Below are 16,532 nucleotides of genomic sequence, written 5' to 3' on the forward strand. Positions count from 1 at the left end.
GGTTTAAAAGGTCACGCCACCGCCGGCGTTACGCTCAAGGTCCTTCTCGACCATCATGGAACAGAGCTCTTCCAAGGTGGTTTGAGGCTCCCAACCGAGTTTCTCCTTGGCCTTGGCTGGGCTTCCGATCAAAAGATCCACTTCAGCCGGGCGGTAGAACTTGGAATTCACACGAACGATGGTTTTACCCGTCGCCGCATCGACCCCAGTTTCCTGCTCATCCTTACCCTTCCAGTCCAGCTCTATACCGGCTGCCTTACCTGCCATGGTCACGAAATCGCGCACCGTCTCCGTACGACCTGTCGCCAGCACATAGGTATCGGGTTCATCGGCCTGCAGCATACGCCACATGCCCTCGACATATTCCTTCGCGAAGCCCCAGTCGCGTTTGGCATCAAGGTTGCCGAGTTCCAACACATCCTGCTGGCCGAGCTTGATGCGCGAAATAGCGTGGGTGATCTTGCGGGTCACGAATTCAAGACCACGCAGCGGACTTTCATGATTGAACAGAATCCCACTCGACCCGAAGATGTCGAAACTTTCACGGTAATTCACCGTGATCCAGTGCGCATACAGCTTTGCCACGCCGTAAGGGCTGCGCGGATGGAATGGCGTCTCCTCATCCTGCGGAATGACACGTACCTTCCCGAACATTTCGGAAGTGCTGGCCTGATAGAAACGAATTTTCGTATCGAGTATTCGAATAGCTTCGAGCAAATTCAGGGCCCCTACACCCGTAATCTGTGCCGTAGTATGTGGCTGATCGAAACTCACGCCGACAAAGCTTTGTGCAGCAAGATTGTAGATTTCAGTCGCAGCACTTTTTTCTACCAAGCGCATGATTGACCCCATGTCGGTCAGATCAAATTCGACCAAATGCAGACTTGGATGATCTGCAATCCCCAGTGCCTCGATGCGCCAGAAATTAACAGAACTCGTGCGGCGGTATGTTCCCCAGACTGAATAGCCATGGGACAAAAGGAAGTCAGCCAGATATGCTCCGTCCTGTCCAGTGATGCCAGTTATAATCGCAGTGCGCATAATTTGTTCAACCCCTAATAGTCACATTAGCTAACATACTATCAAAATGAACCACTGTGACGACATCATTTATCGATAGCGAAACTCGCTAACACGAAACCAAAAATAAAATGACATGAGCACATCCATACTCCAATCATTATTCGCATATACCAGCACAATACTCAGTAAGTATCCCCCGGCAAAGCCGGGGGCTTTAGTTGTGAACCGCTCAAAGCGGTCTAAAGACGGAGCCGCAAGCGGCTCCTTGAGCCCCCCAAGGGGGCTTACATCAGCCTCAACTGCTCTATTCGACGATCTTCGGCTTCCTGGTGCCGAATGTATTCTCGAATAACCTGTTCATCCCGACCTACCGTCGAGACGAAATACCCTCTTGCCCAGAAGCTCTGACCGACGTAGTTCCGTTTTCGACCTGCGTATACCCTGGCAATGTGGATGGCGCTCTTCCCCAACCACCTGCGACACGGCATACTTCGGCGGTATTGAAATCATCATGTGCACATGATCAGGCATCAGATGCCCTTCCTCGATCTCGCTTTCTTTCTGCCTCGCCAGACGGCGAAAAACATCTCCCAGTTCCTTCCTGATCTGCCCGAATATCGCCTTCTTCCGATACTTCGGAATGAACACCACGGGGTACTTACACTCCCATCGAGTGTGACTTACTAAGCGGTACGTTAATTACCCGACATTATTGTGGATGTAGGCGAGGTTTTTATCCTGGAAAAAGCCTTTGACGATGTGAGTGAGCCGCTGCAGCCTGCGCAGAAATCGCGAGACCGTTTGGCGAAGCTGATCCGGGCCACTGTGGCGGACCTTGCCCAGGTGGTGCCGCTTGAGCCAGTTCCATACCCATTCGTCCGGGTTCAGATGAGGTGAGTACGCCGGCAGGATAAAGAGTCGGAGCCGACCCGCGGTGCCGTCAACGAAGTCCCTGACTTTGCGTGAGCGGTGCACCGGGTGTCCGTCGACAATCAGAAAGACCGGGGTGGTAGCCCCCTCGATCAGCCGTCCCAGAAAGTCGATGAACATAGGCGCCGTCAGGGTGCCGGTGAAGGTCATAAAGCGCAGCCCGCCTCGGGGGCTGACGGCCGAGATCATGTTCACGCCAAATCGAGCGCCGGTGGTCTCAATGACCGGCGTCTGACCGATCGGTGCCCAGGAGGTGCCGCTGTGGTGATCCGAACGCACGCTGGCCTCATCACCGAAGTAGATCGTGGCCTTCTCGCGCTTGGCCAGCCGACGTATCTCGGGGTAGGCCACGGCCTGCCCATGCTCGACCGCTGCCTCGTCACGTTGATAGGCCCGGTGCAAAGGACGCTGTGGCGACAGCCCCAGCGTACGCAGCAGACGGCCCACCGACACCTCGCTGAGGCGTACCTTAAACTCGCGGCGGATGAGTTCGCGGACCATCGCACGCGTCCACAGAGCGAACTCGAACTTCAATTGCGTGGGGTTGTGCTCGGTGATGAGCCGGTAGAGCCGATCCAGCTGCCCGCCCCTGAGCTTCGGCTCCCGACCCTTGGCCTTGCGCTGGCGAAGCGCCTCAAGACCGCCCTCGCGGTACGCCGCCAACCAGGCGTAAATCTGGCTACGATGAAAGCCCAAGGCCTGGATCACGACTTCGGGGCTTTCGCCGGCCTCGACCCTCATCACGGCTCGAATGCGAATGGCTTCCAGCGTGCTGCGATCAAGCTTGCGTCCGTCTAATTTCTCCATCCCTAAATCATATCATGTCGGGTTATCAATGTACTGCTTAGTAAACTTTCTATCGATCTCATGGTTTCTCCGTTGCGTGCTGCTTGGCGGCTCACGCTTCGGAGTTACTGTGAGATTCCTGTTACTGTCAAACTCTTGGTGCCGCCCCAGCAGAGCTGGGGGGTCTCCCATATTTGTCTAGGCTTCGAACACCTTTGCATCGCTCAGCAGCGCATCCTGACGATCCTTCCCCGAAAGGTTGAACGGCCATTCCCCCGGCCAGTCAATGCCGATGCCAGGATCATCCCAGATGATGCATCACTCATGTTCAGGAGCGCAGTAGTCCGTTGTCTTAATAAAGAGATTTTTCATGCTCTAAAAGCGTGACGAAGCCGTGGGCGAAACTCGGCGCACCCATAATTGACATTTATTATCGGCAGACAACACCTCACCCACCAGTGGCCGAAGGTCGGTGAATTGCTGCGGATATCCACGGCTACATCGAACACTTAATCCACGACCACACACACCAGCTCCTCTTGCCCGAGAGACGGGCCGGGTACGGCGTCTGGGCAATGAACAGATCGAACTCAGCCGCATCGAGCTTCGGATATCCGGATGCCCTCATCAAGGATTTACGCTCGATACCGGCAAGATGCATCCAGCGCCAGGGAGAGGCGCAGACCCGGTGATCGCAGGCAAGAATCCTCTCGCGCTCTTCGCTCGGTACGCTGCGGGAAAACAGTGTCTGCCAGATAAAATCCTCGAAAAATTTCGCTGGGTTTCCTGCGGGATACCGAAATGTCCGTCCAAGGCTGGACGCAGTTCCATCAATAAGCGCATATCGTCTCTTCGTTCAAATCACTGGGAGGCCAGCAAATAATATTTCCGTGATAGCACACCGAATCTGCAATGGGCGATGGCTGATCACATCCTGCGTGCTCGACCACTGAATCCCATGAATACCCATTATTCTCGAAGCTTTACATGCTCCGGGAATAGCGGCAACTGCCGTAGGTGCCAAGCCTCTGCCTCAAAAATGAAGTGACGTTCGAGAAAGTGCTTGGCCGTGGCGTTCTTCCCGGTCTCATGCCACTTGGCAACGACCCCATTGGTCGCACCGTCCATCGAAGCGACTCGATGCAACAAGGCATCCTCCAGCCCAAGACCGAAAACTCGGCAAGACAGCACCATCTGTTCGAGTCTATCGGCATACAGGAGCGCAAATCCGACAATCCCATGATCGGCCCACTCACATTCACACCTGCAGCCACCAATGCCGCTGACAGGCCGAGGAGCACCCAGACCATACACTGCACAAAATAATGCTTACAAACCAATTCAAATAGAGCATTTGAGCCATGGCTCGAAAGCCATGTTTCTCTGTCACGTATTACAGCGCAAAACCCATGACACCCCACTTCTCATGGAGAAGTAGTCGTCTTGACTGTCATCACAGCATTGCTACATGATGCCAAAAATCCTATCATTGGGCATCATAATAGGCCTTTTTTGAGTACTATAAATTCGTACGGACCTTCTAGCAGCCGCGATGCTAATCCTGCTTTCTTACTGAGTACAAGCGTAACTATTTTGAGCTGAGAATACCTAATGAGTAGTCGATGTCATTATTGACAAGACTTAAACTTAGATATTTTCTCAGCGATAGAAAAAACATAACGCTCAAGACCATCACGCCATACAGGCACCTCGGCATAGCCGAGGCAATTTAATTTCCAATTAATTGCTGACTCATTGAATGATACACTTGCTTTACGCTTAAAAGCACCCGGTTCAGAAGGCATAACGTCAACCCCGCAACCCGAAAATTCTAGTATTTTTTTAACATACTCATACCTAGAAACCGCTTCTACACTGACGCAATTAAATATCCCTGAACGATCATCCTTTACCAGTTCCAGAATTATCTCTGCCGCATCCATCACATAAAGCGGATTACCAAATTGAGTAGGATCCGAAACTATCGATCCGTTAGAGCGAATAGCATCAAGAATGCGCCTAACTACAAAATTTTTTGGATTATCAATATCGCCACCAAACAACCACCCAACCCTAATGACCAAGGATCCTGTTAACGCATCAGCAGCAACTTCACCCATTAATTTCGCTTTGTGATAGTGCGTAGTAGGAATAGTATCATTATATTCCTTATACGGAGACATCTGATAATTCCCATAAACACCAGTACTTGATATATAAACAAGCTTAGTTTTAGATCTTACCGCATAGCCCGCTATTAATTCGGTCAGAAGGTAATTATCCCTATAGCACTCATCTGGATTAATCTCACAATACTCAACATCTGTATTAGCCGCAGCATGTATTAATACATCACATTTTGTAATTACATCTGCAGCCTCACCATGCATTCCACCATAAAATATAGACCGAGGGATGGGTACACACACCCAGCCGCGCCTCGAACATAACTCAAGGATTGCACCACCAAGCATACCTGATGCACCTGTTAACCCGATATACATCGACTCACCCTTCTATTGGAATATTTACAGCCTCATCTGGATCGTGCTCAAGATTGGCAATATTTAACACGAGATTCAAATCGCCAGATAGCCCTTCAAACGAAACCCAATTACCAGGCTCAACGACTAAGCGGACGTAATTATCATCACCAACCTCTATGGCTTCAACTTGACCACTATCATTCTTAATAGTAAACCGGACCATACCTACAGGCACAATCAAATTCATCCACATCCTCAAGTGCTTCTTCCATCCTTTTATTTCCCCGTACTTAATAGTAGTAAAATATGCCTCACCAAAACCACGGTACCCATCGTCTGTATGTTTCAATGCATGAAATATATCACCCTTTGGATGATGTATTTTTCTTAGCGGGTATATTTTTATGCCGTCCATGCAAGCCCCCTTGAGAGAGCGATCTCTTCATATTCTTGAATCTGGTCGATCGTGAATTTCATCATATTTGAATCAGAATGATAGTAATTGTAATACCAGTCCGAAGTGAATCGGACCATCTCATGGTATTTCAGAACGGCAGACCAGTTCATATGGAATAACGCCTTATCACAATTGAGCTTCAACAAACCAGCTTCCTTAAAACTATTATTTGTTTCAATATCAAAACTATCTTCAGGAGTCGAAAACCCCCAGAACACGCTCAGATCGCTTAGCAACTGCTTGACTGTATAATCACCGTCTGGCTTTGGACCAAAGTTAAATGCCTGGCCATGTAATAACTCACCCTCATATAATTTTTTGCCTAATAAGAGATAACCACTCAACGGCTCAAGTACGTGCTGCCATGGTCGAGTCGCATTAGGGCTCCTTATCCTTACTTTTTCACCTTGACTCCAATTTCTCATGCAATCTACTACTATTCTATCTACTGCCCAGTCCCCCCCTCCAATAACATTGCCCGCTCGAGCCACACCTATTCTGACATTACTATCAGATTTTATAAAATAGGAGTTTATATATGACTTAATTACCAGTTCAGCAGCCCCTTTTGAACCGCTATAGATATCTTTGCCACCTAAAGCATCTATCTCACGATACCCCCAAACTTGCTCTACATTATCATATGCTTTATCGCTTGTTATAATAACAGCAACACAATTATGATTCGATCTTCTCAGAGCCTCTAAAATATGTGCGGTACCAATTACATTACTAGAAAAAGTATCAATTGGATTTTTATAGGAAGTAGATACAATTGGCTGAGCAGCAAGATGAAATACAAAATCCGGCCTCACCGCATTAATCACATCTACTACTTTATTCAAATCAACGATATCGAGCATATGATGTTCGACACGTGATGAGAGCCCTAAAGTCTCATACATTGATGGAGTTGTAGGGATATCTCTTGACATACCTACTATATTCGCTCCTAGTTTATCGCACCAAGCACTCAACCACGCCCCCTTGAATCCGGTATTCCCAGTGATTAGGACTTTTTTCCCACTATATATATTTGAAAACATAGATCACCACACCTTCCAAGGAGCGCATTTTTGTTGCCAAAGATCTTCAAGATAAATCTTATCCCTTAATGTATCCATCGGCTTCCAGAATCCATCATATTGAAATGCATACAGTTCGCCATTATGAGCAAGAGACTTCAACGGCTCATCTTCGAAAACTACTTGATCGTTTGGCTGAATATAATCGAATACATTAGCATTGCATATAAAGAAACCAGAATTAACCCAACCACCGTCCCCCTTAGGCTTTTCTAGAAACCTTGACACACGCCCATTATCTCCGATAGACAACGCACCAAATCTTCCATCTGGTTGCGAAGAAAGCATAGTAATTGAACCTTGATGTGAATTATGATATCGAACCATGTCATTAATATTCACATTGGTGACACCATCTCCATACGTAAGCATGAATTGCTCATTACCCACATAATTCTGAACGCGCTTAATTCTCCCCCCAGTCATACTCTCCACACCCGTATCTACTAGCGTCACCCGCCAAGGCTCAGCAGCATTAGTATGGATTTCCATAGAGTTATTTTTAATGTCCATTGTTACATCGCATTGATGCAAAAAATAGTTTGCAAAATATTCCTTAATGTAAAAACCCTTATAACCGAGCATTATTATAAAATCATAATACCCATAATGAGAGTATATTTTCATAATATGCCATAAGATTGGCTTGCCGCCTATCTCAACCATAGGTTTTGGCCGCAATGTCGTTTCTTCTGATAAACGCGTGCCATAGCCGCCAGCCAGAATAAGCACCTTCATGTCATCTCCTTATATACTCACAATACACACCAAGCCACAGACAATGAACACGTTATCTTGAAAAATCAGACAGCTCTGCCAAAAGTTTATATTTTTTACCATCGGGCCGATTCCTTTTGTATATGGAATCATCACCATGCCACGAACAGGAAAAATGATGGCACAAGCAGGTGTTTTTAGTATAGCTATCAACAACAAAACCACCAATGCCATCCTTTACAGTTGGCTTCATAGGAGAAAACCATTCTTGCGGATATATTTTCACACCAGCCACGACAACAGGCTCATCCAAATTAGGCGTACTCCCCATTCCTTCTACATTCCACCCTGACGACGCAAAGTAAAGGGACGTTAATTGCGGCGCCATCATGTAAAATATTTTTCTTCTCCATATTGATAAAGCCCCCATAGACTCATAAGCATCACACATAAATTTTGATATTTTGCTGTCCTTTTTTGATGCCATTGAGTGCGCCGTATACCAACCATCCAATTTACTGTCAATTCCTATTACTGCTTCATAGTTGTTACTACTACCAAGATCATTAATGATTGCATCAACCTGCCCCCCATTAACGACCTCGACGTCTGCGTCTAAATAAATACCACCATGCTCTTTCAACACCCACCACCTAAAGTAATCACTAAGAAATGCATGATCCTTCTCTTGAAGCATTAACCGAGAATATTCGCAGTTTTCCAACGGTAGATTTGTAGAGTCCCAATGAATAATTTGGTAATCTGGAAGCTCTTTAACCCAAGTATCTAAAAACTCTCTATATGGATCAGGCTTCCCATCGAATCCAAAATATATTCGATGTATCTTTTTTAATTCTTTGCTTTTCATTAACACAAGATCGTTACCTTTCTTTGCTAATTTACTAGCTTCGTCAGACCGCACGCCCTTATTGATCAGATCAAGGTACTCACAGTATTCATTAAATAATAGTGGGTTTTTTCGGTGTTCTTCTGCCTCTGGATCGACATCTTTAACATTTAAATTGGCAAATAAATGATATATACAAGTATTTTCACTGGTTGAAATTTTCTTACCGGTTGTTGTAAATTTTGGAGAGAAATACTCTTGTGGATATATTTTCACGCGGCCGACAATAATAGGTTTTTCTAATTTTGTAGCAAAACCTTTAGTCTCTTCTAGCCCATGCTCACGAAAATACAAACTCATTAGTTGTGGCCCGATTAAACCTCTCTCTCCTCTCCAATGCCAGAGTGCGGAGGATAATGGGCCGGTGTACATCTTATACATGAAATCAACCAAATCAGAGCCGCATTTAGCCGCTATAGTTTGTGCAGTAGGATGTCCATTATGAAATTCTTCCACTCCCACGAATGCGTCATATTCATCTGACGCCTCAAGTTCTTCGACTAACCTATTAAAAACACGTCCATCAAGCACTTCACAATCACTATCTAAATAGATACCACCATACGTTTTTAAAACATCCCATCTAACAAATTCACTCAAAAACACAGGATCATCTGCTTCAGCAGATCGGCGCATCCACTCGTTAACTGTAACATCTACATTTTCTGGGCCCCATTTCATGATTTTATATTCTGGCAACTGTTGACTCCACGTTTCAAGATAATGCGAAAATGGATCATAATATGCGCATAGTTATAGAAATAGACTCTATGCAGAATCTTCGGTAAATCATATGCGCGTTCATACCCGATATAATTATCCTTTTCTTTAGGGCTGGCGACCGACATATTGATATTTCTTAATCTATTTGAAATGGATTCTCTTTCACTAGCCTTTTTTATCCCAGAAAGCATATCACCAATATCAGATAGGCCCTCAGTAATATTTTTTGACATAACAGACAGTTCATGCTCAATACTATTCAACCGCATCTGTTGCAACTTATTTGACTTCATTGAGGAAAGAAGCGGAATAGCAGATTTACTTTTTCTTGCATATTCCTTGTTAATAGCTTTAATTTTACGAAGTCTGTACTTTATCGAGCGATATTCATCCGACATAAGAATATCATCGACAATTTTCCTTCTGTCTTTAGTTAATTCTAATCGATGGAGATAATGACTCAACCCACCCGAGTCAACCTGTCTTTTTAGCAGAGCCCAATATATTTCCTTTATAAATAAATCATTAGACGCAGTCACATAATTATTAATTTCTATTACTCCACGTGCTTCATTTGAAGCCAACATTTGATTTATTATCGATGTCTTTGAGTAGCCAGCACGCAATCTATTCAAATAGTATTCCAATCCTATCGCATCGGAATCCCTTTTAAATATAAACTCATACGCTCCCCTAATAAATTCTACGCCTGTTAAATTTATAATTTCGTGATACTTTTGTATTAAGTCCATTTCAAAGCCCCGTCATATCAGATATGGTTCCCATTATTAAATTCTTAATGAAGTCACTGCGACCCAGTTTTGCCTTTTCGCTTCTGCGTCATATCTCTGATCGCCCTGTGAAAACTAGCATTTGATTTCCCACTCAGAATGAATTCATCAAAAACATTAGGAGGGCTCTTAAATGAATTTTTGAGTCTCTTATGATGCTCTAATGATACGTAAAATCTATTGAGTCCGTCGAAATATACGAATTTGTACCCATAATTTAATATTATCTTCTCCCAATCCTTATGGGTTTCATTTTGCGTCATAGGTTTCGTGCTTTCCACAAGAACCACCCATGGCCTCACAGTGGATGGAGTCCAGCTCATAAGAACTTCAGCCTCGTTACCTTCTACATCAACCTTTAACCAATGCACATCGCTAGAACTACACATATTTAATATTTTACTTAGCGGCATCATCAATACCTCGCGCTCTATTATCGAGTAACCATATTTTTCGTACTGAGACGCATAGTCCGGGCGCACGGTTGATATACCGCTTGCTGATACTTCGTAAAATTTTACATCCTCTTTTCCTAAACCCACCACCGCCTCTATAACTTTATCCTCAGGTCGCTGCACTAATAACTTCTCTACACATGATCTAACTGGCTCCACGTTAATACCACGCCAACCTCGCTCATAAAATGCATGACTCACCGAATCAATTACTGGATCATTGGCACCAATATCTATATAGCACCCATTTTCTATTGAACCAAGAGCTCGCCACAAAATTACATCTTCAAAATTTTGCGCATATGATGTTATACCCATGAAATAAACCTCATTCTAAATATCATAGCTCACGATATATTGAAATCGCTTCCTCAACATCTTCATATATAGTTAGCTTACCTGAATCTATAATGGCCGCTTTAGTGCAATAATTTTTAATTAAATCTGTTTGATGCGATACCATTATCATTGCTCTATCGGACCTTTTCTCAAAAAGATCCGTGTTACATTTCTCAGTAAAACGATGGTCTCCAACTGACAAAATCTCGTCAATTAAATAACAATCGAATTCAATTGACATTGAGATCGCAAATGCCAATCTAGCACTCATGCCAGATGAATAGCTTTTTACTGGCTCTCCCAGATACGCACCAAGTTCGGAAAATTCTTCTACATATGCAAGCATTTTTTTGTAATTAATACCATAAACTCTTGCTATTAACCTCGTATTATCTCTACCCGTCAAACTGCCTTGAAACGCACCACCAAAAGCGAGCGGCCATGAGACAGACATTCCCCTACGAACCTCTCCACCATTAGGATGTTCTGAGCCACTGATGATACGTACCAAAGTTGATTTTCCTGCACCATTCCGCCCCATGATGCCCCATTTCTCGCCTTTTCTGACCCGAAGATTGATTCGATCTAAGATCAACCGTTTATCGCGGCCATGATTCACCGGGTAATATTTGGTGACGTTATCTATTTCCAGCACGCCATCCACGACTTTACGCTCCACCCATGATTTTGACGCGCTTGATGGCCAGTTCCGCCAAGGCGTAACCAAACAGCGTCATACCTATTAATACCACTACGGTATAACCCAGGTTGTAATACGTCGGCATGCGAGGCCCGAAGTACCCCGCGTGAAAAAATTCAACTGCATCGATGAGGGGGAAGTACATCAACCATTCCCTATATGGCTGGGGCACCACGTAGAGCGGGAAAAAAACGCCAGTGACCGGCAACATCAGGTACAAGATGATATGGGAGGTTCTTTCAATCGATTCGCTGAGTTCGGAAAGTGAAGACATAATCATGACGAACGCAAACGAGAACCAGATCACCAGCAGATACCCCATCGCAAAATCGAACCAGTCATACGGTAGACGGGTTATGCCCAGAAAAGTAAATACTGGGTAGAGTACGAAAAAAGCAGCTGCACCGCTTGCAAAGGTCAAGATGATACGCGCGTACACCACGTCAATCGGCCGGATAGGCTGATGGTGCAACAGCGCACGATTGACATCGATGGCTTTAGTCGTCTTACTCGTTCCGTTTCGCCAGAACAACAAGGTAGGGTAACTCACGGCCAGATATTCGGCGGGGCTGATGTTGTTGACGTAATTAGCTTCCATAAAGGAAAAGAGCACCATCACCCCGAGCACGAACATGGCGGGCTCGGCCACGATCCACAACACCCCCAGGCCTTCGCGACCATACATGGTGATGGTTTCACGCATCACCATGGCCCAGATGACGCGGCGCTGTATGGCGAACTGCCGTCTCAATGAGGGGCCGGCATTAGTTGTCATGATGCTCCTTGATACCACCGATCACGATGTACAACACGCCCCAGATCATCAGAGAAATAACCAAGGTTGCAAATACGCCTCTAATCCGTTTAGGGTCCTGTGGGGCGTCAGGCAGATTGGGCCTGCTGATCGTTTCCAGATAAAGCTCCTGCTTCTGAGCTGTCACCCGGGCCTGCTGTAGCGAAGTAAAGGCAGCTTCCAGCAACTTTTCAGCCAGCAACTGATTCACCGTGAGCTGTTCGAACTCAATGTCCTTGCTGGCCAAGGATTGATCCGAGCCAGTTACTTTGCCCTTCTCACGCGCTATTTCCCGCTCCAAGGCCCTGACCGCACTACGCAATACGGGTATCTGCGGATTATTCGGCGCATGCGAGAGAAGTGCGTCCAGATTCGTCTTTTCGGATATGAGTTTTGTCTGCAGGTTGGCAATCAGGTCGAGCTGCATTTTGGATTGCGCCGGCGGGCTGAATACCGCATGCATGTTTCGGTATTCTGCGAGCGCCAGCGTGGCATGCTTGAGCTGGGCTTCGGCCTGGGCGACGTTGTTTTCCGCATAGGACACCGCTTTCTGCCGCGCCTGCTCGTTGAGCATGTTCACGATTTCCTGGCTCTTGTTGAGCAGGAATTCGTTCAGCTTGTGCGCATCCTTAGCCGTATAGGCGCGCACATGCAGTTCGCTGATCCCGGTGGCGCTGTCCAGGGTGTCAGACACCATTGCGCGGTAATACTTGAGCAGCTTCACGTCGCTGGTGAACGGGTAAAACACGCCCCCAAAGCGATCGAAGATATCGATCGAGTCGTTCCCGAAGATCATCTTCAGGTTGTACTTTCGATTGAGCGCCATCATGGCATCCCAGGAATTCACGTAGGAGCTGACGGTTTGCGCGGCGCTGGTCGAGTTGCTGCCGCCAAAGGCGCTGAGCAGACCAGCCAGCCCGGAAGAGCTGACCCGCTCATTCGGGCTGTAAATCACAAACCGCGATTCCGAGATGTAAACCGGCGAGGCGATCAATCCGAAGTACAGTATGGAAAGGGTTGTGGGCACGATCACCACCCACATGAACAGCTTGCTGATGCCTCTTAATTTCGCGAACAGCTTTTCAAACACGCAGACTTTCCTTCGATTGATTACGCCGCGGGGCTTCCTTGCTCAACGCGGCCATACACGTCGTCGAAGCGGACGATGTCGTCTTCGCCGAGATAGGCCCCGCTCTGCACCTCGATGAGCACGAGGTCGATGACGCCCGGATTGCTCAGGCGATGCGCAGTGCCCGCGGGGATAAAGGTGGATTCATTGGTCATCACCAGCTTTTCGGTGCCGCCCACATGCACGAGCGCCGTCCCGGAGACGACGATCCAGTGTTCGCTGCGGTGGTGATGCATCTGCAGGGAGAGCTTTTCGCCGGGCTTGACCACGATGCGCTTCATCTTGAAGCGGTCGCCCTCCTCCAGCACGGTGTAGGTCCCCCAGGGCCGGTGCATGGTGGGATTGATGTCGTAGCTCTGGTGTCGGCGCGCCTTGAGTGCGTCCACCAGCACACGCACCTCCTGGTCGCGCGACTTGTCTGCGATCAGCAGGGCGTCTGGCGTATCCGCCACCAGCAGGTCCTCCACACCGAGCAGTGCGGTAAGGCGGTGTGGGCTGTGCACGATGCAGTTATGGGTGTCTTCGACCAGGGACTCCGGAGCGAGCAGCCGATTGCCATCGGCATCCGGCTCCAGGAGTTGCGCGTAGGCGCCCCAGGCGCCAAGGTCGTTCCACGAAAATTCGGACGGAATCACGGCCACGTCGGTGGCCTTTTCCATGATGGCGTAATCGATGGAGATGTCCGGCGCTTGCGCGAATGAGCCTCCCAGTTCCCAGGCGTCGCCGAACTCCCGCGCCTCATCCCAGGCAGCCTGCGCAGCGGCGAGCACTTCGGGTGCATGCGTCTGCATCGCTTGCAGCAGCGCATCGGCACGCATGCAGAAGATGCCGGAATTCCATAGGTATTCGCCGGAGTCGACATAGGCCTGCGCGGTGGCTTCGTCCGGTTTTTCCACGAAACGCGAGACGCGGAAGCCGGGCGGCAGCGCAGTGCCGATCTGGATGTAGCCGAAGCCGGTTTCAGGAGCGGTCGGCTGCACACCGAAGGTGACCAACTCGCCCTTCTGCGCCATCTCGACCGCCTTGCGCGTGGCCTCGGCGAAGGCATCGATCTCGGGCACGATGTGATCGGCGGGCATGAACAGAAGGACCGTGTCCGCCCCGCAGGTCTGCTGGGCCCACAGCGCCGCACAGGCCATTGCCGGGGCGGTGTTGCGGCCGCTGGGCTCGAGCAGGTAACGGAACGGAGCCGCGTCGTCGGGATGCGTCTTGCCGTAGGCGTTGAAGCTGTCGCGGGTGAGGAAGTAGTACTCGCGGTTAGTGACGGTGAGCACGGTATCCTTCGGCCGAGCCTTGAGGACCCGAGACAGAGTCTTCTGGATCAGGGTCTCGCCATCCGGCAGCGGGATGTAGGGCTTGGGATGGGATTTGCGGGACAGAGGCCACAGACGACTTCCAGAACCACCAGAGAGAACCACCGACACCACTTCCGACATGCGATTTCCCTTGTATGCAGAGTTTGCATTCTGTCTAGCAGGACTCGCGCCAAGATTGGTCACGAGCTGCGCCAAAACAGGTCATTCATAGACAGCCGGCATCCTCACAGATACACTATTTTTAGTCAACGATATATATAATCTACGTCAGAATGAGACCGAAAAAGACTGAATATTAAGCTTTTGTTACGCTATTTATATTAAGGCGGCATGTCCTAACCCGAATCGGATTCACGTCAACTGCAAACCAAGATGCGCTTATCGCACACCCCTGTCACATTCGTGTGTATACATTTTGCTTACATCTCTCGTTAGGGCGTTGAACGCTATTCGTTTCAATAGACTTGGCTGTCGCCAGGACGTTGATTTTGAAGTGTAGTGTGTAGCTGGGACGAGGTTTGGCGGATGAAGTCATGGATGGCGGGCGATGGAAATGGAATCCGACCCACCCAAGAGGGGCTAATTTAGTGCGAACCGCGAACCATTTTGGTGCAAATCACCAACAACAGCCGCCAGCCGATCTACGGACAAACTCAATAACTTTTATTTATTGTATTCGCGGGACGCTCACCAGGACACTGAAAAATACCGCGCGAGTTCTGGCCCTGGTCGGCGGATTGGCCAGCCTGGCCGGCTGCGCCGGGTTCCTGCCCCATGACGGCCCAACGGCGGGCGCGATATCGGATGTAGCCAGCAACCAGAAGCTTTCCGGCATCCAGCTGGTCAACGTGAATTACGCGGTCGCCCGACACATCAAGCAGCAACTGGACGCGCCGCGTGCCGCCATGCTCAAGGCCTTTGCCAACCCGCATCCCGATGCTTACACGCTCGGGCCCGGCGACGTGGTGGAGGTGTACATCTGGGAAGCGCCCCCGGCGATGCTGTTCACGCCCGCGATCACGGCGACCACCGTACCCTCCGGGGCGATCATGACCTCCATCCCTCAGCAGATGGTGGGCACCGACGGCAACATCGTCATCCCCTTTGCCGGCATGATCCCCTGCGACGGCAAGACGCCCAACCAGATCGCCGCCGAGGTCCGCCAGCATCTCATGGGTCTCGCTCACGACCCACAGGTGGTGGTGAAGCTGGTCAACAACCACGCGCAAAGCATTTCCGTGGTGGGTAACGTCAAACAGAGCCGGCAGGTACCGATGATCCCCGGCGGCGTGACCATTCTGCAGGCGCTGGCAGCGGCCGGCGGCGTGGTCCACCCGGTGAGCAAGATCACGCTCCAGATCGCGCGCGACGGCAATGTGCTGCAGCTACCGCTGATGGACGTTATCCGCAATCCAATGGACAACATCTCGCTGCGCGCGGGCGACGTGCTGACGGCGCTGTATCGTCCGCTGCACGTAACCGCAATGGGTGCCACGATGCAAGCCAAGGAGATCGACTTCGAGGCCACGGGCATCTCCCTGGCGCAGGCGCTGGCACGCAGCGGCGGGTTGAATACCAACCAGGCGGACGCGCGTGCGGTGTATGTGTTCCGCTTCGAGTCGCCGACGTTGCTACCACACTGGCCGGAACCGGTGAAGCCGCTGCCGGACGGCAAGATTCCGGTGGTGTTCCGCTTCGATCTAAGCAATCCGGCGACCTTCTTCGCGGCGCAGACCTTCCCGATCCAGAACCACGACCTGATCTTCGTGGCCACGGCGCCGTCGCAGGACTTCAGCAAGTTCCTGAACCTGATCGTGCAGATCGTGTATCCGTTCCAGACCTTGAATGCGTTGGGTGTGATCAAATAACGGGCCAGGGGTAAGCATCATGAGCAA

The 16,532-nt window shown here is 49.0% G+C and carries 14 protein-coding genes and 1 pseudogene; 1 reads left to right on the plus strand and 14 read right to left on the minus strand.

Annotation, left to right across the window (positions count from 1 at the left end):
* Positions 1-3 precede the first annotated feature (3 nt).
* The 14 genes and pseudogenes from gmd to BJI67_RS10760 form a co-directional block, all read right to left on the minus strand.
* Positions 4-1,041, minus strand: a complete 1,038-nt coding sequence (gene gmd, locus BJI67_RS10715; protein ID WP_070073017.1) for a GDP-mannose 4,6-dehydratase — start codon at positions 1,039-1,041, stop codon at positions 4-6.
* A gap of 266 nt (positions 1,042-1,307) precedes the next feature.
* Positions 1,308-1,683, minus strand: a pseudogene (tnpA, locus tag BJI67_RS18290) (IS200/IS605 family transposase); the annotation flags it as partial.
* A 39-nt stretch (positions 1,684-1,722) separates the two neighbouring features.
* Positions 1,723-2,760, minus strand: a complete 1,038-nt coding sequence (locus BJI67_RS10725; RefSeq protein WP_070073018.1) for an IS630 family transposase — start codon at positions 2,758-2,760, stop codon at positions 1,723-1,725.
* Between the two features lie 1,607 nt (positions 2,761-4,367).
* Positions 4,368-5,243: an SDR family oxidoreductase gene (locus tag BJI67_RS16935; RefSeq protein ID WP_083250815.1), complete on the minus strand. Its 876-nt coding sequence runs from the start codon at positions 5,241-5,243 to the stop codon at positions 4,368-4,370.
* Positions 5,244-5,247: 4 nt separating this feature from the next.
* Positions 5,248-5,640, minus strand: coding sequence for a hypothetical protein (locus BJI67_RS16940; protein ID WP_083250816.1), 393 nt, complete (start codon positions 5,638-5,640; stop codon positions 5,248-5,250).
* Positions 5,628-6,728: a CDP-glucose 4,6-dehydratase gene (rfbG, locus tag BJI67_RS10735; protein ID WP_070073020.1), complete on the minus strand. Its 1,101-nt coding sequence runs from the start codon at positions 6,726-6,728 to the stop codon at positions 5,628-5,630. Before rfbG ends, BJI67_RS16940 begins: the two co-directional genes overlap by 13 nt.
* Positions 6,729-6,731: 3 nt before the next feature.
* Positions 6,732-7,505, minus strand: coding sequence for a glucose-1-phosphate cytidylyltransferase (gene rfbF / locus BJI67_RS10740; protein ID WP_070073021.1), 774 nt, complete (start codon positions 7,503-7,505; stop codon positions 6,732-6,734).
* Between the two features lie 52 nt (positions 7,506-7,557).
* Positions 7,558-9,090: a glycosyltransferase gene (locus BJI67_RS16945; RefSeq protein ID WP_083250817.1), complete on the minus strand. Its 1,533-nt coding sequence runs from the start codon at positions 9,088-9,090 to the stop codon at positions 7,558-7,560.
* The gene (locus BJI67_RS16950; RefSeq protein WP_083250818.1) at positions 9,069-9,866 is read right to left on the minus strand and encodes a DUF4214 domain-containing protein; all 798 of its coding nucleotides are present in this window, start codon (positions 9,864-9,866) and stop codon (positions 9,069-9,071) included. The genes BJI67_RS16945 and BJI67_RS16950 overlap by 22 nt, the downstream gene beginning before the upstream one ends.
* A gap of 53 nt (positions 9,867-9,919) precedes the next feature.
* Positions 9,920-10,678 (minus strand): FkbM family methyltransferase, encoded by a 759-nt coding sequence (locus BJI67_RS16955; protein WP_083250819.1) that lies wholly within the window; start codon positions 10,676-10,678, stop codon positions 9,920-9,922.
* Positions 10,679-10,700: 22 nt separating this feature from the next.
* Positions 10,701-11,363 (minus strand): ABC transporter ATP-binding protein, encoded by a 663-nt coding sequence (locus BJI67_RS10745; RefSeq protein WP_231940841.1) that lies wholly within the window; start codon positions 11,361-11,363, stop codon positions 10,701-10,703.
* 4 nt (positions 11,364-11,367) lie between these two features.
* Positions 11,368-12,174, minus strand: a complete 807-nt coding sequence (locus BJI67_RS10750) for an ABC transporter permease (RefSeq protein WP_070073022.1) — start codon at positions 12,172-12,174, stop codon at positions 11,368-11,370.
* Positions 12,164-13,282 (minus strand): capsule biosynthesis protein, encoded by a 1,119-nt coding sequence (locus BJI67_RS10755; protein ID WP_070073023.1) that lies wholly within the window; start codon positions 13,280-13,282, stop codon positions 12,164-12,166. Before BJI67_RS10755 ends, BJI67_RS10750 begins: the two co-directional genes overlap by 11 nt.
* A gap of 20 nt (positions 13,283-13,302) precedes the next feature.
* Positions 13,303-14,757, minus strand: a complete 1,455-nt coding sequence (locus BJI67_RS10760) for a mannose-1-phosphate guanylyltransferase/mannose-6-phosphate isomerase (protein WP_070073024.1) — start codon at positions 14,755-14,757, stop codon at positions 13,303-13,305.
* A gap of 617 nt (positions 14,758-15,374) precedes the next feature.
* Between BJI67_RS10760 and BJI67_RS10765 the strand changes: the two genes are divergently transcribed.
* Positions 15,375-16,505, plus strand: a complete 1,131-nt coding sequence (locus BJI67_RS10765) for a polysaccharide biosynthesis/export family protein (protein WP_231940842.1) — start codon at positions 15,375-15,377, stop codon at positions 16,503-16,505.
* Positions 16,506-16,532 lie beyond the last annotated feature (27 nt).

The sequence above is a fragment of the Acidihalobacter aeolianus genome (assembly GCF_001753165.1).
GTDB lineage: Bacteria > Pseudomonadota > Gammaproteobacteria > DSM-5130 > Acidihalobacteraceae > Acidihalobacter > Acidihalobacter aeolianus.